16 protein-coding genes and 1 pseudogene are annotated in these 22,100 nt (G+C 60.4%); 5 read left to right on the plus strand and 12 right to left on the minus strand.

Annotated elements, in window-relative coordinates; genetic code table 11:
• The 4 genes from AC07UI_RS28930 to AC07UI_RS28945 form a co-directional block, all read right to left on the minus strand.
• The coding region (locus AC07UI_RS28930) for an SRPBCC family protein (protein ID WP_494995719.1) at nt 1–368 on the minus strand (368 nt) is incomplete at its 3' end.
• A 136-nt stretch (nt 369–504) separates the two neighbouring features.
• Nucleotides 505–876, minus strand: a complete 372-nt coding sequence (locus AC07UI_RS28935) for a hypothetical protein (protein WP_494995720.1) — start codon at nt 874–876, stop codon at nt 505–507.
• A 169-nt stretch (nt 877–1,045) separates the two neighbouring features.
• Nucleotides 1,046–1,816: a precorrin-6A synthase (deacetylating) gene (gene cobF / locus AC07UI_RS28940; protein ID WP_494995721.1), complete on the minus strand. Its 771-nt coding sequence runs from the start codon at nt 1,814–1,816 to the stop codon at nt 1,046–1,048.
• On the minus strand, nt 1,813–2,400 hold the full coding sequence (locus AC07UI_RS28945) for a histidine phosphatase family protein (protein ID WP_494995722.1): 588 nt from the start codon (nt 2,398–2,400) through the stop codon (nt 1,813–1,815). Before AC07UI_RS28945 ends, cobF begins: the two co-directional genes overlap by 4 nt.
• A gap of 300 nt (nt 2,401–2,700) precedes the next feature.
• On the opposite strand from AC07UI_RS28945, the gene AC07UI_RS28950 reads away from it, so the two are divergent.
• The 3 genes from AC07UI_RS28950 to astA all read left to right on the plus strand — a co-directional run bounded on the left by AC07UI_RS28950 (nt 2,701) and on the right by astA (nt 5,879).
• Nucleotides 2,701–3,555, plus strand: a complete 855-nt coding sequence (locus AC07UI_RS28950; protein ID WP_494995723.1) for a MurR/RpiR family transcriptional regulator — start codon at nt 2,701–2,703, stop codon at nt 3,553–3,555.
• Nucleotides 3,556–3,778: 223 nt separating this feature from the next.
• Nucleotides 3,779–4,795, plus strand: coding sequence for an arginine N-succinyltransferase (locus AC07UI_RS28955; protein WP_494995724.1), 1,017 nt, complete (start codon nt 3,779–3,781; stop codon nt 4,793–4,795).
• Between the two features lie 49 nt (nt 4,796–4,844).
• Nucleotides 4,845–5,879, plus strand: a complete 1,035-nt coding sequence (astA, locus tag AC07UI_RS28960) for an arginine N-succinyltransferase (protein WP_494995725.1) — start codon at nt 4,845–4,847, stop codon at nt 5,877–5,879.
• A gap of 40 nt (nt 5,880–5,919) precedes the next feature.
• On the opposite strand, the gene AC07UI_RS28965 is transcribed toward astA, so the two are convergent.
• Nucleotides 5,920–6,993: a diguanylate cyclase gene (locus AC07UI_RS28965; RefSeq protein WP_494995726.1), complete on the minus strand. Its 1,074-nt coding sequence runs from the start codon at nt 6,991–6,993 to the stop codon at nt 5,920–5,922.
• Between the two features lie 511 nt (nt 6,994–7,504).
• Here AC07UI_RS28965 and hglS point away from each other — a divergent pair.
• Nucleotides 7,505–8,902, plus strand: a complete 1,398-nt coding sequence (gene hglS / locus AC07UI_RS28970; protein WP_494995727.1) for a 2-oxoadipate dioxygenase/decarboxylase HglS — start codon at nt 7,505–7,507, stop codon at nt 8,900–8,902.
• A gap of 282 nt (nt 8,903–9,184) precedes the next feature.
• Here hglS and AC07UI_RS28975 read toward each other — a convergent pair whose 3' ends face one another.
• From AC07UI_RS28975 to AC07UI_RS28985, 3 genes are read right to left on the minus strand one after another with little or no spacing between them, the layout of a single operon-like run.
• On the minus strand, nt 9,185–10,273 hold the full coding sequence (locus AC07UI_RS28975; protein WP_494995728.1) for a lipocalin-like domain-containing protein: 1,089 nt from the start codon (nt 10,271–10,273) through the stop codon (nt 9,185–9,187).
• Nucleotides 10,263–12,743, minus strand: coding sequence for an ABC transporter permease (locus tag AC07UI_RS28980; RefSeq protein ID WP_494995729.1), 2,481 nt, complete (start codon nt 12,741–12,743; stop codon nt 10,263–10,265). Before AC07UI_RS28980 ends, AC07UI_RS28975 begins: the two co-directional genes overlap by 11 nt.
• 1 nt (nt 12,744) lies before the next feature.
• Complete coding sequence (locus tag AC07UI_RS28985) at nt 12,745–13,413, minus strand: ABC transporter ATP-binding protein (protein WP_494995730.1); 669 nt, start codon at nt 13,411–13,413, stop codon at nt 12,745–12,747.
• 294 nt (nt 13,414–13,707) lie between these two features.
• Between AC07UI_RS28985 and AC07UI_RS28990 the strand changes: the two genes are divergently transcribed.
• Nucleotides 13,708–13,914, plus strand: a complete 207-nt coding sequence (locus tag AC07UI_RS28990) for a hypothetical protein (protein ID WP_494995731.1) — start codon at nt 13,708–13,710, stop codon at nt 13,912–13,914.
• Between the two features lie 1,069 nt (nt 13,915–14,983).
• Here the strand turns inward: AC07UI_RS28990 and AC07UI_RS28995 are convergent.
• From AC07UI_RS28995 to AC07UI_RS29010, 4 genes and pseudogenes are all read right to left on the minus strand, one after another.
• Nucleotides 14,984–15,388, minus strand: coding sequence for a hypothetical protein (locus AC07UI_RS28995; RefSeq protein WP_494995732.1), 405 nt, complete (start codon nt 15,386–15,388; stop codon nt 14,984–14,986).
• 4 nt (nt 15,389–15,392) lie between these two features.
• Nucleotides 15,393–20,216 carry an RHS repeat-associated core domain-containing protein gene (locus tag AC07UI_RS29000; RefSeq protein ID WP_494995734.1) on the minus strand — a complete coding sequence of 1,608 codons (4,824 nt, stop codon included), beginning with the start codon at nt 20,214–20,216 and terminating at the stop codon, nt 15,393–15,395.
• Nucleotides 20,217–20,493: 277 nt separating this feature from the next.
• Nucleotides 20,494–20,712 (minus strand): annotated as a pseudogene (locus AC07UI_RS29005) (IS3 family transposase); the annotation flags it as partial.
• 12 nt (nt 20,713–20,724) lie between these two features.
• The gene (locus AC07UI_RS29010) at nt 20,725–21,786 is read right to left on the minus strand and encodes an IS110 family RNA-guided transposase (protein WP_494995733.1); all 1,062 of its coding nucleotides are present in this window, start codon (nt 21,784–21,786) and stop codon (nt 20,725–20,727) included.
• Between the last annotated feature and the right edge of the window lie 314 nt (nt 21,787–22,100).

Here is a 22,100-nt window from a genome sequence, read left to right on the forward strand (position 1 = left end):
CCGGTGAACAGCTCCACCGCCGCCTCGTCGCTCACGCCGACCGGTGTGAAGCGGCCCGACCAGGTGACTCGCGAGGTCTGCCCGCTTTCCAGGTTTTCGACGCGCAATGTGGCCAGGTAATCAGTGACCGGAAACGGTGCCTGGCTGATCGAGTAGCTGTAGGAGCGCGCCGCATTGTCGAAGGCCTCCAGGCGCTCGACGATCACCAGACCGTCCAGCGTTTGCAGGCTGCGCACGCGGCCGCCATCGCTGAGTTCGCTTTTCGGGATGAAGGGTAACCAGTCCGGCAGCGAATTGAAGCCGCCAATCAATCGCCAGACCTGTTCGGCCGAAGCCGGGATATCGATGAATTCTGATGCGCGAGCCATGAACCGTTCTCCAGAAGATTAAACAGAATAAAGGCTTCGACGGCGCGCTGAATGGTCGACGTCGGCCCCAGCTCTGGCTGACTCTCCGCGGTACGTAGGGGCGCAGAAGAAATCGGCCTGGCGATGATCAGTCTCTTCACTGACCGCCACACACCGATGAGGTACGCGTGCTGGTGGTCTGCCCCGCCTGCGTTGCAGCACCTTTGACTTCAGTGCTTTCGGTGGTCTGGCAACCTTTCGAGACCGGGGCCGGGATCGGGACCGCCACCTCGGCGTCAGACGGCTGGTTTTTGTCGGTTTGCCTGTCCGCGGTGGCCTTACTGCGCTGGGTGTCCGATTGCATCATGCAGTTAGTGAAGCTGTCGGTGCCGGGCTTGTAACCGGCATTGACACAGGCCTGGCGGTTTTCGGCCGATCGATCCTGGGAACCGGCACAGCCTCCCAGAATGGCAGCGGCGCAAAGACCGAGCAGAAACGGCGCGAGAGCGGATCCGAGACGGGTTTGCATGGTGATACCTGCGATGGGTTTCGGGCTGGATTAAGCGGCGTCAGGAATACACCGCCTGCCTGCGGGTCCGTCGCATCAGAAACGTTCCCTGGTACTTCTTATAGTTCAGCCACCGGGCAATGCCAGTCGGCCCCAAGACATGACCTCCACCGGCAAGTCCGGGCGCCCTTCAGTCCTGCGGACCTTCAGGCTTGCGCAACAAGTAGGTATCCATAATCCAGCCATTGGCCTGGCGCGCCGCTTTACGCACCCGCTCGATCTCGTCGGCAACATTCTTCAGTTTGCCGGCAATCAGGATTTCGTCCGGCGTACCCAGATAGGCGCCCCAATAGATATCCAGATCCTGATCGGCAACCTGCCGATAGGCATCTTCGGCATCGAGCATCACCACGACGCTATCGGCATCGCTGACCAACCCGGCAGCAAGCCTGCGCCCGGTGGTGATTTCGACTGATCGGCCAATACTGTTCAACGGCACTTTATGTTGTGCCGCCAGCGCCTGGACGCTGGTGATGCCGGGGATGACCTCGAAATCGAAGGTGCAACGGCCACTCGCGAGGATCGCCTGCAAAATTCTGATGGTGCTGTCGTACAGCGCCGGATCGCCCCACACCAGAAACGCTGCACATTCGTTGTCCTGCATTTCACCGGTGATCAACCGCTCGAAAGTCTGCTGCTTGTCGCGATTCAGATCATGGACGCTTGCGCTGTAGTCCACGTCGCCACGGACGCGTTCGGGGCTGTGGGCTTCGACGAAGCGATAGTCGTGACCGGTGATGTAGCGCTCACAGATGTCACGGCGCAGGTCGGTGAGTTTTACCTTGCTCTGGCCCTTGTCCATGATGAAAAACACGTCGACCCGATTCAGCGCATTGACGGCCTGAACGGTGATGTATTCGGGGTTACCGGCACCGATGCCGATGATCAGGATTTTCTTCATGGGGTGATCGTCTCCATCTCTGAGCCGTTTTCCTGCAAACGCAGCCGCCACCGACCATTAAACCGCAACTCGGTCGCCGACAACGGCTCGACATCGATCACATTAAAGGCCGCGGGCGGGCACTGCATGACATGAACAATCGCCGCGCGAATGACGAACGGATGAGTGATCGCTACCACGTGCCCCGGCGTGTTGCGCAACGTCTGGAGCCAATCAGCCACCCGCTCGCACAGTTGCGCCACTGACTCGCCACCGTGGGGCGCACAGGTGGTATCGGTCAGCCAGGCCTGGAGTGCCTCGGGTTCATTCTTTTGCAGGTCATCGATCCGCAGGCCTTGCCAACGGCCGACATCGTAATCACGCAGCGCAGGTACGATCTGCATCCGGGCCCCAAACAGCTCGGCGGTTTGCCTGGCCCGGGTCTCCGGCGCGCTGAGCAATTGTGGCAAGCGTTTAAAGCTCCCGGCTCGCGAGCCCCGCGCCGCTTGCCAATCCATTTCCAGGGACTCGTCCAATGCAAAACGCGCCAGTTTCTGTGCGACGGTTCGGGCGTGGCAGATCAGGGTCAGGCGGGTGGCTTGCAAGGGAAATCACTCGGGTTATGGCAATCGATACGCTGTCCAGGCGTTTGTATCACTTGTCGCAGGCACTTTCCCAATTTGTCGAATCAAGTGAGGACTCTCGTGGGGTTTTCGTGGCCCGTCAGGGAACTGGCCCACAACAGAAAGCGAAACGTCCGCCGCCTCCTTCGGATAGGGCTTTCGCCCCATTTTGGGCCTTTTCGCCCCATACAAAAATTCACTAGACATGTAACGTAAGCTACATAAATACTGTTTTAACGGATTATGAAATAAAAGCGACACATCCATCCTGCAGGAGCCTGGATGCCCTCTCTCAGAGAACTGATCACAGATCCCGCACTTGATCTGACGCCCTCGGAGCGCAAGGTCATTCGCGCATTGCTGGACCAGTATCCGCGTAATGGGCTGGGCCCGATGTCACGCCTGGCGGAGCGCGCCGGCGTCAGTGATCCCACCATCGTGCGCCTGGTCAAGAAGCTGGGCTTCAACGGTTATGCCGATTTCCACGAAGCCTTGCTCAGCGACATGGATGATCGCCTGCGCTCCCCCAGCGCCCTGTTACAACCCCGCTCAGAGATCAAACAAGGCGATGCCTGGACCCATTATCTGATGGACAGCCATCGCGCCCTGCTCGAAACCCAGGCACTGACCCAGCCCGAGGACGTGCGCATTCTGGTTGAATGGCTGCTCGAGCCGCGCCATCAAGTGCATTGCTTTGGCGGACGCTTCAGCAGTTTTCTGGCCAACTACCTGCTCAACCATCTGCGCCTGCTGCGTTCCGGCTGCTTCGCCCTGGAAGACAATGCTCAGCTTCCCGAGCGCCTGTTCGAGGTGCAACGTCAGGACATCGTGCTGCTCTTCGACTATCGCCGCTATCAGTCCCTGGCGCTGCGCGTTGCCAGTGCGGCCAAGAGCCGGCATGCCCGGGTGGTGTTGTTCACCGACATTTACGCCTCACCGCTACGTGAAATGGCCGACCTGGTAATCAGCTCTCCCGTGGAGTCGGTTTCGGCATTCGATACGCTGGTCCCGGCGCTAGCCCAGGTTGAGGCGCTGATCGCCTGTCTGTCATTGCACACCCCCAATCCCGGTGATCGTCTGGAGGGCATTGATGCGCTGCGGGCCGAATTCACCACTCATTTGCTGGAGGAAAAATAGTGCCCGACGCTCTTTAACACGGATCCAGCCGTTATCCGAGACCAGGACAGGTCTCGGGCAACCATTACCAAGCGCCAGCAAGAGCGCAAAAAAGTACGCAGCCGCAGAGTGTTCCAGCGGCAGGCGTTGAAACGCGTGGAAACCGACAGTGATAGTCAAGTTCATCGAAGTTCATCGCCCTCGGGCGAGGCGGCGCTGAACCCTTTGATACAGGAGTGCATCCATGCTGGTCTTACGTCCAGTCAAGTTAACCGACCTGCCCGGTTTGCAACGCCTTGCCCGTGACAGCCTGGTGGGCGTGACGTCCTTGCCTGACGACACCCGGCGCCTGCACGGAAAAATTCTCGCGTCCAGCACCTCGTTCGCCAGCGATGTCCAGACCCATGGTGACCAAAGCTACCTGTTCGTTCTGGAGGACACGACCAACGAGCGTCTGATGGGCTGCTCGGAAATCGTCGCGACCACTGGTTTGTCAGAGCCGTTTTACAGCTTGCGCAACCGGATGTTCACCAGCACCTCGCATGAACTGAACATCCAGCACGAGGTACCGGCCCTGTCGCTGTGTCATGACCTGAACGGGCAGACCTTGCTGTGTGGCTTTCATGTTGATTCGACGCTGGCGCAAACGCCTTTCGCCGAGTTGAGCTCACGCGGGCGCCTTTTATTCATGGCCGCCCATTCCCGGCGCTTTGCCGAGGTGACCATTAGCGAGATCGTCGGTTACAGCAATGAAGACGACGAATCCCCGTTCTGGGATGCGCTTGGCAAGCATTTTTTCGACCTGCCCTATGCCGAGGCCGAACGCCTCTGCGGTTTGAAGAGCCGGACCTTTCTGGCCGAGCTGATGCCGCAATACCCGATCTATGTCCCCATGCTTTCGCAGGCCGCCCAGGACTGCATCGGCCAGGCCCATCCGGCCGGCCAGGACGCAATGGACATACTTCTGCGCGAGGGTTTCGAAGCCAACAGCTACGTCGATATTTTCGACGGCGGTCCCACGCTTTTTGCCCGGACCTCGAGCATTCGCTCCATCGCTCACAGCCAGACGGTGAGTGCTCGTCTCAGCCCGCAGGCTGGCACCGGCGCTGCGTACCTGGTGAGCAATGACTCACTGGAAAACTATCGGGCGATTGTTGTCGAGCTGGACTGGACCCCGGGCCAGCCGGTCAGCCTGAACGCAGAAATGCTCGCCGTCTTGAAGCTTGCTGAAGGCAGCCAGGTCCGGCTGATTGCGCTTTGAACCGCGCCACACCAGCGTGCCAGACTCGGCGCGACGAAGGAGCTGCACCATGATCGTACGCCCGGCTCGTATCACCGACCTGCCCGCGCTGCTGGAGCTGGTCCAACGTGCCGGCCCGGGGTTCACTACCCTGCCGGCCAACAAGGAGCGCCTGGCCCATCGTCTGCGCTGGGCACAGCGGACCTTTGCCGAACAGGTCGAGCGCGCCGACGCGGACTACCTGTTCGTGCTTGAAGACGACGATCAGCAAGTGGTGGGTGTCAGCGCGCTGGCCGGCGCCGTCGGCCTGCGGGAGCCCTGGTACAACTACCGGGTTGGCTTGACCGTCAATTCGTCGCCAGAGCTCGGCATCCAACGGCAGATATCGACGCTGTTTCTCAACAACGAAATGACCGGTCAATCGGAAGTCTGCTCGCTGTTCCTGCGGCCCGATCAGCGCAAGGGCAGCAACGGTCGGCTGTTGTCCATTTCGCGCCTGTTGTTCGTCGCTGAATTCCCGCACCTGTTCGGCGACAAACTGATCGCCGAAATGCGCGGCAGCGCCGACGAATACGGCTGCTCGCCGTTCTGGGACAGCGTGGGCCGGCACTTCTTCAAGATGGATTTCAGCCAGGCCGATCACTTGTCCGGGCTGGGCAACAAGTCTTTCATCGCCGAGCTGATGCCGCGTCAACCGCTCTACACCTGCCTGCTCAGCGAGCAAGCGCAGGCGGTGATCGGCAAGGCGCACAAGAACACCGAGCGGGCGCTGAACATTCTGCAGGCCGAAGGCTTTTCCCATCAGGGCTATATCGACATCTTTGACGGCGGGCCAGTCATTGAGGCGCAAATCGCAGATATCCGCACAGTGCGCGACAGCAAGCCGCTGACCTTGGCCATTGGCACACCGGACGACGAAGCACCGGTCTGGCTGATCCACAACCGCCGCCTCGAGAACTGCCGCATCACTGCCGCCAAGGCGCGGCTGGTGGGCAGCCACCTGGTGATCGATCGCCTCACCGCCAAGCGCCTGCAACTGCAGCCGGGCAACTCGGTCCGCGCCGTGCGTCTGGCGGCGCATCAGCGACAAGCCGTCGCCGCCTGAGGCTCACCGCGTACCGTACGCTCGCTTTATTCAACCCGCCTCACACCGGGTTGAGCAGGACCTGGTGCAGCGCGCCATACGCTCGGCAAATGACCCGATTACGGCCCATGGTTTTCGCTTCGTACAACGCCTGGTCGGCGTCATTGAGCCAAAGGGTTGCATCGCTGTGCGCCGGGTTGAACGCGGCCAGGCCGATGCTCAGGCTGACCTTCATCGCCGGGGTTTGCTCATAGCCCAGGCAGGCGAAGCGATCACGCAGGGCATCCATGGCCTGAGCGGCGTTGGCCAGCGGCACGTCCGGCAGGATCACGCAAAACTCGTCGCCACCATAACGCCCCGCCTGATCGCTGGCGCGCAGGTTTTGCTTGAGAATTTTGCTCAACTGACGCAGCACCAGGTCTCCGGCGACGTGGCCGTAAGTGTCATTGATGGCCTTGAAGTGATCGATGTCAATCAGTGCGATGGCCCCGCCTTGCTGCTGGCGCTGACAACGCTGAAACTCGACTTCCAGTTGGTCCTTCCAGGCCCCGTGGTTCAGCAGGCCAGTCAGACTGTCGGTACGGCTGAGCGCCAGTAACTCACGCTTGTGCCGCCCCAGCGTGTGGGCTTGCCGATAACAGATCCACCCCAGCACCAAGGGGTAAAGCATCAATAGCGGTAAGCAGGCATACAGCTGCACAGGGCTGGTTTGGGGAATGAATGCCGGTGAAAAAATCAGCAGCGCGGTGGCGATACCCAAAACCTGAGCGACACAACCGGCCAGCAGAAAGCGTATACCGCCAATGGCGACATTATTCATCGCCATCATCGACAGCGTGGTCGCACTGGGCAAGGGATTGAAGTGCATGGCGGCGACCCAGAAACCGCCGAGAAACGAGTCGATCAGTATATTGCGGTGTTCAGCGTGGTAAGGCACTTTCGACCGGCGTGCCCATTGATAGCCCAGATGCGGCCAGAGAATGCCGTTCAACAGCATGAGCCCCCACACCCAGCGCGATGGATTGAGCGGATACATCGCGCCTCCCACGCAAAGGAGGCCCAGGGCAAAGCCCAACATTCGCGAGGTGTACAGCCTCCTGGCCAGTGAAAGTCCCTTTCCTCCAGTGTGTCGCATAGGGGCCAAAGCTCCTCTGTGCTGCTGAACGGATCCTGAGACGCCGGTTGTTACGTGCGGGCTTGCTGAAAGTCTATCAGGGGAACGGCAAATAGCCATCACCGGTCAGCGCCTCGAGCAAGCACCCGCGAGCGCTCTGGGCATGACATCGGCAGCGGTTTTGCTGGCCAATACGCGGTGGTCAATTTGTGGCGAGGGGGCTTAAGCCGTTACGCGAACCGTAGCAGCTGCCGAAGGCTGCGTTCGGCCGCGAAGCGGTCGCAAATCCTGCAACCACGGTTAACCTGTAACACCGCAGTGCTTGATTTTACGACCGCTACGTCCGAATGCGGCCCAGACCGAACGCAGCCTTCGGCAGCTGCTACGGGGGGAATGCGGATCGCGGGTGCAGTCATTTGCAGAATGAAGTTCAGAAGAAACTTCGTTTGCCAGTGCCCCCTTGCCCCGAACAGAATCGGGCAACGAAAAACCTCCTTGAACCCACGATTTCACTGCGCCGGGAATTCTGTCTATGAGCATCCAGAGCTTCGTCAGCCCTGACCTGATCCGCCAACGCTTTTCACGGGCGATGTCGGACATGTATCGAGAAGAGGTGCCGCTGTACGGCGCGCTGATGGAACTGGTAGCGCAGACCAACGCCCAAGTGCTGAGCACCGACAGCAGCGTTGCACAACAGCTGCGCGCCACCGGTGAAATCGAACGCCTGGACCTGGAGCGCCATGGCGCTATCCGCGTCGGTACCGCCCAGGAACTGGCGACCCTCAGCCGCTTGTTTGCGGTCATGGGCATGCAGCCAGTCGGCTATTACGACCTGACGCCCGCCGGGGTGCCGGTGCACTCCACCGCGTTCCGCGCAGTGCATGAGGCGTCGTTGCAGATCAGCCCATTTCGGGTGTTCACCTCGTTGCTCAGGCTGGAACTCATTGAAAATCCCGAACTGCGCGAGTTTGCCCAGTCGGTCCTGGCCAAGCGCTCGATCTTCACCCCAACCGCGCTGACCTTGATCGACAAATCCCAAGCCCAGGGCGGGCTCAACGAACAAGACGCCGATGAATTCGTCAAACAGGCGCTGGAGACGTTTCGCTGGCATCACAGCGCAACCGTCACTGCCGAGCAGTACCAGCGACTGAGCGCTCAGCACCGTTTGGTCGCCGACGTGGTGGCCTTCAAAGGGCCGCACATCAATCACCTGACCCCGCGCACCCTGGACATCGATGTGGTCCAGGCGCAAATGCCCGGACACGGCATTACCCCCAAAGCCGTGATCGAAGGCCCGCCACGCCGTGAGTGCCCGATTCTGCTGCGCCAGACCAGCTTCAAGGCGCTGGAAGAGGCTATCGCCTTCGTCGATCAGGACCAGGCCAGCGGCAGCCACAGCGCCCGTTTCGGCGAAATCGAACAACGCGGCGCGGCGCTGACGCCGGCAGGCCGGGCGCTGTACGACCGCTTGCTGAATGCCGCGCGCGATGAATTGAAGGATTTGCCCAACGAAGAAAATGCTCAGCGCTACAACACGCTGCTGCAAGCCCATTTCAGCGAATTCCCGGACACCTACGCCGGCATGCGCCAACAAGGCCTGGCGTACTTCCGCTACTTCGTCACCGAAAAGGGCCTCGCTGCTGGGGGCGATCTGTCGAACCCGGCGACGTTGGAGGGTTTGATCAGCGGGCACTACCTTCGTTTCGAGCCACTGGTGTACGAGGACTTTTTGCCGGTCAGTGCGGCGGGCATTTTCCAGTCCAACCTCGGAGACGACGCGCAAAGCCATTACGCCTCACAATCGAACCAGCAAGAGTTCGAGAAGGCCCTGGGCCGTTCGACCATCGATGAGCTGGCGCTGTATGCCGAAACCCAGCGGCGCTCGATCCTGGAGTGCTGCGCCGCGCTGAATCTGCCGCCATTGGCCTGACAGTGCAGTCATCAACATGATGTGAGTGGGATCAAGCGTGCCGGATCTGGAGTGCGCTTGAATGTCGCTGAGCGATCAGAAGGGAGTTCGCCCAGCGCACTGGCCTGGCAATCCATGCACCGGTAAAGAGCCATTACACTGGGCGAACGGGTAGATTTTAATGGAACCTGATCGATCTGTCCGTTAGCAAAATCTGAATAAATCTGGTCACAATATTTCTGACAAGCACTGTGTCAGCGTATTGCGTCGAGCCCATGGGCAGTCAGGCAGCTACCCTCCAGCTCAATACCCGGTCATTTCCAGATAACCGCTGCCGGCATGACTGCCACTCAACTGCACCGGCCCCTCCCAGTAAGGAATCCGCAGCGCCATCCAGGCGTTGGGATTCAGCGCGACAGTGGTGATGTCCAGACCTTTGCCGGGAATCTTGACCGACCAACGGGTCGGCATCTTGCGCCCCGCGACATCAGAGGTGACCAGCGGCGTGAGGCTGATTTCACCCCCGCGCAGTGGCTGCGCATGACCATCGGCAAATATCCAGGTCCCGGTCAAATACGAGGTTCCGTCCTTTTCGCGCACCCGAAACAGCATGACCTGCTCGCCGTTATCCAGGTGCAGGGAAAACCAGTCCCAACCGGTTTGGCTGGCGGTCAACGGTTGACTGCTCCACTCGCGGTCCAGCCAGGCCGGGCCACTGACCTGATAGGCTTTGCCGTCGATTTCAAGGCTGCCCGCAGCCTGAAAAAACGGCTGGCTGTAGTAATACGACGCCTGGCCTTGTTCGGACTTTTTGCTGAAACCCTGCTCGCCTTGCAGCACCAGGGGTTTGCTCGACGTCAGGCGCAGTTGATAGCTGAAGCCTTGCCCACGGGCATGCAGTTGCAAATCGGCCAAGGGATTTTCGGTGCCTGACTGGCTGGCAAAACTCCAGTCATCGATCCAGGCAGTGAACGGCGTAGCATTCACTCCGGCTTGCCCGACGCCGCCGCGAGCGTAGCGTTCGGCCGCGTGATGCTGACTGGCCGAAGTCACCGCCGCGTGGCCCAGCCAGATCGTCTGGTTGCCCCAACCGGGTTGATCGGGGGCAGCGTTCAGCGCATTGCGAAACAAGGTCCATTGCGCACCGAAACGGCGTCCCTGATCGTCCTTGAGGTTGGCGGTGACGTACCACCACTCGATGCGAAAGCCATCGTGAGGCCCGTGATCTGCCGGAAAGATGAACGGTCTACCGGGAATCACGGGCGTAAAAGCCGCCGCCTCATTGCCCAGCCCGGCAAAACTGTCGGTGTTTTTCTGCGCCGCGTCATCGCAGCCGCTCAATTGCCACAGCGCCAAGAGCAGCACGCCGAGCCGCAGCCACTTAGTCTTCACGGGCAAAGGTCCTGAGCAGATCGGCCGGTCGGGTGCGGTAGAGCTTGAACAGCGGCCAGGCCGATGCCAGCAACGTCGCCAACAGCGCCAGGGCCATCAATTGCAACAGTTGCAACGGGAAGATCCGCAGCGGCAGACGCCAGCCAAACGCCTGAACGTTGATCACCGCGTTCAGGCACCACGCCAACACCATCCCCAATGGCAACGCCAGCAGTAAGGTCAACACCGCCAATAACCAGGTCTGCCCCAGGTTGAGCAGCATCAATTGACGCCGGGTTACGCCCAAGGCCCATAACGGCGCCAGTTGCCCGAGACGACTCTGGCTCTGGGTCAGCAGGCTGATAAACAACGCAACGCCAGCAACCCCCAGCGTCAAACTGTTGAGCGCTGCGGTGGCAGCAAAGGTGCGTTCGAACACTTGCGTGGACCAACCCTTGAGTTGCGTCTGCTCGACGATGCGGTTGTCGTCCAGCGCAAAGCGCGCTTGCAGAGCGCGCACCAACGACGGCGCGGACGCAGGGTCAATGCGCACGTTGAAACGACTCGGCGCCAGTTGCGGCCAAAAGCGCTGCAGGTGTTCAGCGTTGACCAGTAAATGGCCTTTGGGATTGCCATAGTCGGCATAAATCCCGACGATGCGCGGCGACCATTGGCCTTGCGGCGTTGGAATCGTCAGCCGATCGCCTAATTGCACCTTCAGTCGCCGGGCCAATTGTTCACTGAGCATCAGCGTGTCGTCTGTGGCCAACTGATCCCAGGGTTTGTCCCCCAGCACTTGCAGCAATGGCCAGTGCTGGCGATACGTCGGGTGATCGATGACGCCATACAAATCCGCGGGCCAGCCCTGCAACTGGATCGACACCTGCCAGCTGGGCAATAGCGCAGAGACCTGCGGCTGCTGGCCCAGCCACGCCTGAATCTCACGCGCCTGCCCCGGACTTTGCGGGTTGACGTACAGCTCGGCGGTCAGACGTTGCTCGAGCCAGTCACTGAAGGTCTGGCGAAAGCCTGCGGTCATGCTGCCGGCGCCAATGTTGGCGGCCAGCGCCAACAACAGCGCCATCAATGCCAGACTCAAGGCCGGCAATTGCTGGCGGCAATCGGCAATAAACCACTGGCCCAGCACCGAGCGATTGCGCCTGAGTACGCCACTCAGCAGCGCATTGAGCAGCACTGGCAAGCTCAATGCCGCCGCCAGGAACAGAGAAGCCATCAGCACAAACCCGCTGGTCAAACTGTCGCCCAGCAACAAGGCCAGTACCGCGACCCCACCGGCCATCGCCGCCACCCAGCCCTGGCGTCGCAGCCAGCGGGCATGGGCCTGGTGCCAGGCTTGCGGGTTGGCCAGTGCGAGCAATGGCAAACGTGCCGCGCGCAGCAAACTGTTGGCGCCGGCCAGCAACGCACCGAGCAGACTCACCCCCACACCACTCAACCACCAGAGCGGGCTCAGGCTCAACTGCCCCGCCACTTCGGCACCATACAACCCGCGCAGGCTGGCAGCGACATCCGGCAACAGCATCCCGGCCAGCAGATAACCGCTGGCAACTCCGGCGATCCCGCCCAGCAACGCCAGGCATCCCAGCTCCATGCTCAGACTGAAGATCAGCATGCGCGCACTGACTCCGCAGGCCCGCAGGGTTCTCATCAATCCGCGGCGTTGCTCCAGCGCCAGGCCGATGGCGGCATGCACGATAAACAGGCCCACCACGAAGGACAAAAAGCCCAGGGCATCGAGGTTCAGGTGAAAGCTTTCGGTGAGGCGCGACAGGTTGTTTTCTTCGCCACTGCGTTTGAGCACTAACTGCCGGGCAAGGTCTTCAGGCAGCACCGGCTGCGTCGCCGCGAAATCCTTGGGCAGCAGCAGGCGCGAGAGCTGCTGCGGCATGCCCAACACCTGTTGTGCGAAACCGATATCCACCAGCAGTACACCGGGCGCCATGTCGGCCTGGCTGTGCAGCGGCGGCAAGCGTTGCCCATTCGCCGCGAGCGGTTGTTCGCCTTCGCGATAACCCAATACCTGCAAGGTTTGCGGAGCAATCCAGGTGCTGCCCGGCGCGCTGAAGAAATCGACAATCCGCGCCATCTGCAGCGCTTGCCCGGCCACTGCAGACCCGGCCGGTAGCGACAGCGGCTCGATCCCCATCAATTGCAGACGTTGATCTTCATGCCCCTTGAGCGTCAGGCGCGCCTGCAACACCGGTGACACCGGCCAACCGGCGCGTCGCAGGCTGATGAACAAGGCTTGGGAAAAGCTCGCACCATTGGGCGCAGTCAGGCTGGCCTGGGGTTCGCCGCCAATCAACTGGCTGGCCCGCGCGTAACTTTCGCGTGCCTGACTGTTCAGCGCTTGCACGCCGGTCAACAGGCCGGTGGCCAGCCAGAGACCGGTCAGCACGCTGAAAAACTGCACCGGGTGCTGCCGCCAGTGGCTCAGCAGCGCGCGCAATGTCCCATAAAAAACCCGCACCTCAGCGCCCCTCCACGCCGGCCAGACGCCCGTTATGCAGCATCACTCTTTGCGCCAGACGGGCCGCGACCCTTGGGCTGTGGGTGACCATCAACAGACTGGTCGGGCTGTCGTCGAGCAGCTCCAGGAGCAGTTTCAGCACTTCATCACTGGTGGTTTCGTCGAGGCTGCCGGTGGGTTCATCCGCCAGCAGCAAACCGGGGCGCGAAGCCAGTGCACGTCCCAGCGCCACCCGTTGTTGCTGACCGCCAGAAAGTTGTTCGGGGTAACGCCTGAGCAAGTCGCCCAACCCCAACCGCTCGATCAACTGCCCTTGCCAGACCGGCTCATAACGCCCGGCCAGGCGCGCCTGAAAGGCCAGGTTGTCTTCGACCCGCAGGCTGCTGATCAGGTTGAATTGCTGGAACACCAGGCCCACCTCGGTGCGGCGCCAGTTCGCCAGTTGCGCTTCGCTCATCTGATCGAGACGCTGCTCGCCGATCCGGATACTGCCGCGATCAACCTTGTCCAGCCCGGCAATCAGATGCAGCAACGTGCTCTTGCCACTGCCCGACTCGCCCATCAGCGCCAGGCTGGTGCCGTGTTGCAGCTGCAAGTCGACACCCTGCAACACCGCCAACGGACCTTGCGGTGTTGCATAGCTCTTGAACACGCCTTGCACCTCAAGCATGGGAACACTCGTTTGGAGGGAGGTGAGGCCAAGGATAGCGGTTTGTTGCTGGAGCAGGCTTGCCCTATTGCTGTAGCAGCTGCCGAAGGCTGCGTCCGGCTGCAAAGCAGTCGCAAATAGGCGATATACGGTCCTCCTGAAAGGACGAAGTTTGCCATTTTACGAGTGCTGCGCACTCGAACGCAGCCTTCGGCAGCTGCTACGGGGGAATGTGCGAAGCCAAAAATTCCTTAACTGACTGGCATTAACCTCAGAGGCGCCCTTTTTTTTGATTACTGGGTGTCAGATCTGCCAATGATCGTTCCCACGCTCTGCGTGGGAATGCAGCCCGTGACGCTCTGCGTCACTGCCGAAGCGGACGCGGAGCGTCCAGTGAGACATTCCCACGCAGAGCGTGGGAACGATCGACTACTCGCCCGGGTCCTAGCCATCCCGCTGTGCGACGGCTGCGATCTGCTGGACGTGATCGGACGGCGACTACGGGCGCAGATGGCACCATAAACAAAACGGGCAACCTCAGAGGCGCCCTTTTTTGATTACTGGGTGTCGGATCTGCCAATGATCGTTCCGGGTCCTCGCTATCCCGCTGCGCGACGGCTGCGATTTAATGGACGTCATCGGACGGCGATTGCGGGCGCAGATGGCACCATAAACAAAACGGGCAACCTCAGAGGCGCCCCTTTTTTGATTACTGGGTGTCAGATCTGCCAATGATCGTTCCCACGCTCTGCGTGGGAATGCAGCCCGTGACGCTCTGCGTCACTGCCGAAGCGATTGCTGCGCGTCCAGTGAGGCATTCCCACGCAGAGCGTGGGAACGATCTAACGATCTATATTCTGTCCCTCTGCCAGAGTCGCCTGACAGAACGTCTTCGCGGGCAAGCCCGACTCCCACAAATGAACACTATCCAATGTAGGAGCGTGGCTTGCCCGCGATCGGCCGCGCAGCGGTCGCAAACCTGCAACCTCGCTCTTCCAGACACACCGCATGCAGCGGCTTTACGACTGCTTCGTCCGAGGGCGGACTGGCCGGCGGAAGCAAGCTCCCTCGCCAAAAATGCTCTCTAGTCTGACGATCTAATTATCCAACTAACGAATCGATCCAACGATCGTAAAAATCTATTTGCTCTTGTATTTCATTGGTAATGTCATTTTCTTCGTAGTCGAAAATATTCACTAAATTTTCTCTTTTGCTTTGCTTTCCCAAAGTAAGCTCATACGCCATTATCCCGTTGGACATCTGTGAAGACATGCTAGAGGGGTGGACATTCAATTTTGCTCCTTTGCACAGAAATTTTATGTCCTTGAAGTCTTTTCTGAGCAATCCAAAGCAAATGTAAATATCTTCGCCTGTATAAGTCTTTCTGAGTCCGCTTGCCATGGTTATTGTTAGGGCCGGTATCTTCCTGCTGCACTCGACTACGGCCGACTCAGCGACCCCATTGATACTCAGAGTTATCTCCGTTGCGGCCACACCCTACTCTCCGTTCCAATCAAGCATGAAATACTCAACATGACTAGCATTCTCCATTTATTTGAAAGAGCAATGCGTTACTTCCACCTTTCCATTTCTAGCCATCATCACCATCTACTATCGAGTCTCGCCAGCGCATATAAAATTCTTTTTGCACCTTAGGATCGTTTGTCAAATCATTTTCTTCGTAATCGAAAATATCAACCAGATCACTTAGTGAAGGAGACTTCCCTAACGTCAACTCGTAGGCCCTTACACCCTGGGACATTTGTGATGACATACTGGACGGGCGAACATTTATTTTTGAACCTTTACAAAGGAATTTAATATCAGGATTTCCCTCTCTGACATGCCCAAAGCAATTATAGAAATCGCTTCCAGAATAGGTTTTATTAAAGCCATTTTCCATAACGAAATTTATGGTTAACTTTTCCGTATCGCATATAAGTTTTGCTTTTTGTTTTTTGCCACTTACACTTATAGCTATTTTTACAGTTTTCAATTCTTTACTTCCTGTATGGATTTATAATGGTATATCCAGAACTACGACCGTCCGCCCTTACAGGGGTTGCGCCGAGAATATTTTCTCTATCTATACGTTCAGGTATTGCTATTTCGGCTTCAGTTCCAAATATATATTCCTTTCCTAGCTCTTTCTTTACATCACGACCTGGTATTTTCCGCAATGTGTACAGATACCCACCTCTCACGTGAAAACTTGTAGCAAATGCAATCCCTACGTCTCTAGATGGAGACGTGCTAATAAAATTGCTCGGTGGATTATCGCTGTCGATGGAGTGAAGTAGTAAGTCATTGCTATCGCCTTTACTTTTAAACCCATGTTCAAAGATTTCGTCAGGATGACTTTTATCCCCCCGATATAGGTATCCCTCTTCCCTTTTGGAATCTGGGAGCGTCGGTACCCCCTCATCCACCCGTGCCTTCGCCGCCGGGTCTTCCACCCCCAGCGCCGGCTTGCACCCATCCCCGCCCGGGCAGGTACTCAACCCCAACGGATCCACCCAGCCCGTCGGGTTCGGGGTGTATTGGTAGGCGTTCAGCCCACCGGCCAGTTTGCTCGGGTCCGGGGTCAGGTAGCGGCCGTTGTCCGGAGTGTAGTAGCGATGGCGGTTGTAGTGCAGGCCGCTCTCGGCGTCGCAGTATTGGCCCTGGAAGCGCAGCGGTTGCTCGAGGTGTTCTTCGCTGTCTTGCTTGAGGCGGGCGAGTTTGCCGTAGGCGTGGTATTGCGCCGACCAGACGATCTCGCCGCTGTAGGCGGTGAGTTCCTGAGGGGTGCCGAGGTGGTCGAGTTGGTAGTAGAACGGGCAGGCATTCCGTGGACCCTCGCCGTCGAGCAGGGCCAGCGGGCGGAAGCTGCCGGGTTCGTAGAGGTAGCTGCGGTAGTGGCTGCTGCCGCGTTCGGCGATCAGTTGGTCGCCTTGCCAGAAGAATTCGGTGCTCTGCCCGTCGACGGTTTTCGCGATGCGCCGGCCGAAGGCGTCGTAGCGGTAGCTGGCGCCACGGCCGTCGGGCCGGGTCATGCCGATCAGCCGGTGCTGGCAGTCGTAGCGGTATTCGCTGACGAGGCACTGGGCCTTGCCGCGGCGTTCGCGGATCAGGTTGCCGTAGGCGTCGTAGTCGTAATGGCGGTCGCCGTGCATCCGCAGGCGGTTGCCCTGGATGCGGGCCGGGCCGGGGCGGTCCTGCATCAGCAGGTTGCCGGCCGGGTCGTGGCTGAAGTGTTCCGGGGGTTCGCCGTGGGGATGGCGCACGCCGAGCAGCCGGTCTCGCAGATCGTAGTCATACCGGCGCTGGCCGTGGCGACTGTCGCTGAGGAGGGCCAGGTTGCCGTTGGCGGCGTAGCGGTAATGCCGGTGGTACCGCGACTGTTGTTGCTGACTGAGGGCGTGGGCCTGCAGGCGGCCCTGCTCGTCGTACTGGTACTGGCTGAGCAGTTGGCCTTGCTGGCGCTGTTGTTCACGTCCGGCATCAAAGACGTGCGTGGTCAGCCGGGCGCCGTTGAGGTCGATGGCGCTCAGCGCCCCGCCCTGGGCGTGGTGGTAGTCGAGGGTGCTGTGGTCCGGCAGGCGCAGCTGCTTGAGCCGACCGCAGGCGTCGTAGCGATAACGCAGGGTGCCCCAGCCTTGGTGCTCGGTGATCAGCCGGTCGTGCCGGTCGTATTCGAATTCCAGCGGCCAGTCGGTGTCGCGGTCCGCGACGCTGACCAGGCGGCCGAGGCCGTCGTAGCGATAGTCGACGGTGTTGCCGTCGGGCAGGGTCTTGCGGGTCAGCCGGCCGTGAGCATCGCGTTGGTACCCGGTGACCAGCGTTGAGCCGTCGTCACCAAACTCGGTCTTCTCCAGCAGCTGACCGTTGAGGTCGTAGGCGTAGGCGGTGCGCCGGCCATCGAAGCCGGTCTCCTCCCGGATCAGGCCGTTGGCGGCGTATTCGAGCCGGTAGCGTTCGCCGGCTTCGTTTTCGATCTCGCTGAGCAACAGCCGCGCGTTGTCGTAGCGGTAGCGCAGCTGGCTGCCGTCAGGGTTGATCCGGCGGCTGACCAGGTGCAGGTCGTCGGCGTATTCGTAGCGGGTGAGGCGGCCCAGTTCATCGCGTTCGGCGGTGACCTTGCCGTAGGCGTTGTAGCTGAAGGCGCGGCTCGCGCCGCCGGGCAAGGTGGTCTGCAGCAGCCGGCCGACGGCATCCCACTGGTACTGGGTGACGGCGCCGTGTTCGTCCTGGCGGCGAATCTGCCGGCCCAACGTGTCGTAGGCATAGCGGCGTTGGCCGCCGTTCGGCAGCTGTTCTTCGATCAGCTGGCCGAGGGGATTCCAGCTCAGGGTGTGGCAGCTATGGTCCGGATAACGGATGCCGGTTAACTGACCTTTGGCGTCGTAGTGGTAATGGGTGACCTGGCCGTCGGGATCGATCTGTTCGGTGAGATCGCCCTGGGCATTGCGTTGGTAGGTCCACTGCGCCTGACCGCGCTGACGGCGGTGGAGGTGACCGTTGCGGTACTCGAACGCCGTCGGCTCATCCTCGGCGGGCAGCACCGCGATCAGGCGCCCGGCCTCGTCATAGCGGTATTCGGTGACGGCGCCGAGCGGGTCCTGCTCGGCGGTCAGCCGGCCCTGGTCGTCGTAGGCCTTAAGGTGCTCGGCGCCGTCCGCCTCGACCTGGCGCAGCAGCCGCGCCTGCGGGTCGTGGACGTAAACTTCTGCGCGGCCGTCGGCATGCTGGACGCTGACCCCGCCCTGCTCGTCCCAGACGTAGCGCTGGTCCATCTGCGCAAAACTCGCCCAGTGCCGGATGCAGCGCGCGGCTTTGCCCGTGCGCTCCCATTCCCAGAAGAAGCTCGCGCCCCCGGCCAGTTGCCGCTGCAGGATGACCTGCTGATCGTCGTAGTCGTAGCGCTCGCTGTCCCCGGCGGCGTTGCTTGCCTCGACCAGCCGCTGGCGTTCGTCGTAGCGGTAGCGGACCAGGGTCTGCTCGGTGCGCCAGGCGTCTTCGAGGGTGTCGGCCGGGTGCAAGCTCTGGTAGTCGACGGCGATGATCTGCGCGCGCTCGTAGCGCAGGCGCAGGGCGCGGCCGGCACCGTTGTCCAGGCGCTGGATGCGTTGCTGACGGTCGCGGCTGACGTGCAGGCGGTTGCCGTAGGCATCGCTGATGGCGCTCAGCCGACCGTCGCGAAAGTGGTAGAAGCGCGCCGCATCGCCGGCTTGGGCGAGGATCAGTTCCTCGGGAGCCTCGCCGAGGTAAATCGCCGCCCGCGCCAGGCTGTTGTGGATCGCCGGGCGCTCGGTACTGGGCAGCGGGAAGGTGGTGCGGCGGTTCTCCTGGTCGATCCAGATCACCGAATCGCCACTGATCTCCAGCCGCTGCGCCAGCGGGTGACTCCAGCCCCACCCCAGCCCGCCATCGAGCTCCACCGCGCTGCTGCGGTACAGCCGGGTCCAGCTGAACGGCAGCACCCCGTCCAGTTCAGCGTCGGTGAGGCTCAGCAGTTCTTCGCCGGTGACCATCGACACCGGGCAGCCGCGGGTGGCGGTTTGGCTGGCGGTGTCGGCGCTGGCGCCGTTGGGGTTTTTCGCCTGTTTGGGGGCGTCGTCGTGGGGTTGGTGTCGGCTCAGGCGGGTCATGCGCCCGCTCTTGTCGCGCGCCAGGGCCGCGGGATTGTTCACCGCCAGCGTCGGCGTGGTGCCGGGGTGATGCGGGTCCATGGGGGCAATCTTGAGGGGCACGCCCGGGGTTGGCGCGAGCGGCGCGCCCCGGGCCTTGACCAGCAGCGGTTTGAGGTGGTCGGCGTGGGCGCCCAGGCGATGGGCGGCGGTGAATTCGGCGAGCTTTTCGCCCAACTGTGCAAACCACTGTCGAGCACGGCCGGACTTGATCTGGCCCAGCACCCGGGTGCTCATGCGCAGCTTGAAGCCAATCCCCGCGGTGCAGCTGATCAGCAACAGATTGATCAGCACTTCGCTGCGAATTTCGGCCAGTACTTCGATGAGGTAAGGCGGTGGCAGCATCCGTAGCCAACTGACGATGGCCGACAGGTAGACGAACTGCAGCGGCTCATCGCTGAGCACCAGCAGGCCGTTGGCGATGGCCTCCCTGGACGTGCTCAGCAGGGTGTCGAGTTCGATTGGGGTCAGGTACTCGAGGAGTTTTGCGCTGTTCGGTTGCAGGTCGGCCAGCAGCCGGTAGAGCTGCTGAACGTCATCCCACACACCGAACAGGGCACTTTCGAAGCCGCGCCAGTTGGCCTGCTGCAGGGCGCGGTAACGCTCAAGCAGGTCGGCCTCGGAAAAGCTCGCCCACGCCGGCTGAAACTGGCTCGACCAGGCGTTGCGCAGCCAACCTTCAAGCTCACCGATCAGCCCTTGATAGGAGGCGTACAGCGCCTTGACATGGTCCTGGGAAACGTGGGGGAAAAAGGTGATGCGATAGCGCTGGCCGCGCCAGCATTTGGGGACTTCGAGAATGCCGTCGGGACCGATGGTTGCGTGAATCGGCTCCCCCCCCACCACCTCGCCGCTACGGCCATGGATGACCGGCTCGAGCAGCACCGGCGTATTGCCGATGGGCACGAAGCGGGCGGACTGGAACATGTGCACCAGGGTCAAGGGTCCGCTGGCGGGACAGCTCGCGACCGTCGTGCTGACCGGTGTCCGGGAGTTTTTCGGGGCGACCAGGCTGACCTCATGGCCGACCTTGAAGACTTGTTCGACATCCAGCGCCCAGCCGGTCCAGAAGCTCTCGGCCCAGGCCGGGTAATCGTTGAGGCAGTGTTTGAAGTCGTTGAGGACGGTGTCGATGTCGGGGTTTTTCGGGTCCATGACGGCGAAGACCAGCAAGCCGATGGAGGTCTTCACAACGCCCGTGTCCCGGGCCGGCAGGTGGTGGGGGCATACATCCGCAATCCCTCGCGTGGGTGGTACAGGACGCGAGACTGTGCAGGGGATGGAGGGGGAATGAAGTCGGGGAAGTTCGAGAGAGCAGGTAGGAGTTTTCGTTAAATCAAACGGAACAATTCAACAGCCGCAGAGGCAATGAGTGCGAGCCTGTGGCGAGGGGGCAAGCCCGCTTTTTGATTACTGGGTGTCAGTGTAGTGGTCAACTAATTCCAGACACCTCGATAGGTGGTTTCGACGCCATCGCCCGTTCGTAAACGGTCGGTGGCAAATATCCCAGTTTCGAGTGCAGCCGCTCGTTGTTGTAAAACCCAACGATGTATTCCGTGATGTCACGTATCGCTTCGGCGTGGTTGGCGTAATCGCGGCGCCATACCCGCTCCATTTTCAAGCTCAGGAAGAAGCGCTCCATCACTGAGTTGACGCTCCTATGTCAACAAGATCGAGCCGAGTCGGCTAGATCCGCCAGGATCAAAGGGTATAGCTCCCTGACGATATAGCGCTTTAAACAGCGCTGAATTTCTTTGGAAGACAAACCTTGCGCACTACGCCGGGCGACATAGCTTTGGGTTTTGGGATCACTGCGCATGCGTACCATCGCAATGGTCCACAGGGCGTTGTTCGCAGACCGATTCCCACCTCGGTTTAAACGATGTCGCACCGTTTTACCCGAGGATGCCGGTAAAGGACTGACCCCACAGAGGGCGGCGAGCGCTGCTTCGCTTTTTAAGCGCTCCGGGTTATCGCCTGCTGTCGAAAGCAGCACGGCCGCCGTTTGAGGGCCGACGCCAAATTGTTCGCGTAAACGGCGAGCATGTTGGCGAGTCAGGTTGTCCAGAATGGCGTCAAGCTTTTCAACTTCGTCTGCCAATGCCAGCCAGCGTTTGGCCAATAGGCACAGGGAGGTCGTTAAGGTGCTCAGGAATGCAGTCGCGCCCAGTGAGCGAATACGTGCACACCCCTTGGCGCAGTCGGCAGGTTTGGTTTTCCAGAGCCGCTCACGAATGTCTTGCGGGGCACTGACGAGCAAGGCTCTCAATTGATTGATCGCTTGGGTTTTCGCTCTGACTGCGCTGCGCCGAGCAACCGAAACTATCCGCATCGCCTCGGCCACACCCGATTGGGTCTTGGCGATCGCCTTGGCGTTTCCCGAAAGTACGGATCGAGCTGCGCTCTCAGCGTCGGTGGGATCGGATTTTCCCTGAAGCCGGCGTTTGGAGCGATCGGGGCGATTAACCTCCAGCACCTCGATGCCATGATCACGCAGGACACGGGCTAAACCCGCACCATAGGTTCCAGTGCCTTCCACGCCGGCACGCTTTAACATACCGAAGGAGTTGGCCCAGGTAACGAGTTTGAGATATCCGCTGGTATCGGTCGTTACCGCCAAGCTGCCAAGCAGGTTTCCATTGGTGTTGATCAAGACACCTACGTGGGTATCCAGATGTGTATCAACACCCAAGATGACTTCGTTTTCGCCCATGGGATTGTTCATGACTAATGCCTCCGAGGAGAACGCATTACCAACCCCATACGCAGGACAGGACACTCAAGATGCAGGACAAGGCTCCTATCAGGTCACAGACGCAGGGCCCGGCAATGCCAGGGAACGTCAGCGTCCAATCGACAGGTCAACGCAAAGGCACTCTTATTGGCCAATCCCAGCACGGGTCAGATTGGGCTGACGCTCTTGAGCATAGTGAACTGAGTATCCCAGCAGTTACCTTTACGACTCATGCTTTGCTGCATGTCATTTCGCGCCAGCAACGCTCTGTAGCTCGCACTGGCGTACTGGCTACCACGATCCGA

Source organism: Pseudomonas sp. GW821-FHT04C07, from assembly GCF_059420325.1.

Excerpts from the sequence above, each read along its gene's own strand:
- AC07UI_RS28935 (WP_494995720.1), bottom strand. The coding sequence starts at position 876 with ATGCAAACCCGTCTCGGATCCGCTCTCGCGCCGTTTCTGCTCGGTCTT.
- cobF (WP_494995721.1), bottom strand. The coding sequence starts at position 1,816 with ATGAAGAAAATCCTGATCATCGGCATCGGTGCCGGTAACCCCGAATAC.
- AC07UI_RS28950 (WP_494995723.1), top strand. The coding sequence starts at position 2,701 with ATGCCCTCTCTCAGAGAACTGATCACAGATCCCGCACTTGATCTGACG.
- AC07UI_RS28955 (WP_494995724.1), top strand. The coding sequence starts at position 3,779 with ATGCTGGTCTTACGTCCAGTCAAGTTAACCGACCTGCCCGGTTTGCAA.
- astA (WP_494995725.1), top strand. The coding sequence starts at position 4,845 with ATGATCGTACGCCCGGCTCGTATCACCGACCTGCCCGCGCTGCTGGAG.
- AC07UI_RS28965 (WP_494995726.1), bottom strand. The coding sequence starts at position 6,993 with ATGCGACACACTGGAGGAAAGGGACTTTCACTGGCCAGGAGGCTGTAC.
- hglS (WP_494995727.1), top strand. The coding sequence starts at position 7,505 with ATGAGCATCCAGAGCTTCGTCAGCCCTGACCTGATCCGCCAACGCTTT.
- AC07UI_RS28985 (WP_494995730.1), bottom strand. The coding sequence starts at position 13,413 with ATGCTTGAGGTGCAAGGCGTGTTCAAGAGCTATGCAACACCGCAAGGT.
- AC07UI_RS28990 (WP_494995731.1), top strand. The coding sequence starts at position 13,708 with ATGATCGTTCCCACGCTCTGCGTGGGAATGCAGCCCGTGACGCTCTGC.
- AC07UI_RS29000 (WP_494995734.1), bottom strand. The coding sequence starts at position 20,216 with ATGGACCCGAAAAACCCCGACATCGACACCGTCCTCAACGACTTCAAA.
- AC07UI_RS29010 (WP_494995733.1), bottom strand. The coding sequence starts at position 21,786 with ATGAACAATCCCATGGGCGAAAACGAAGTCATCTTGGGTGTTGATACA.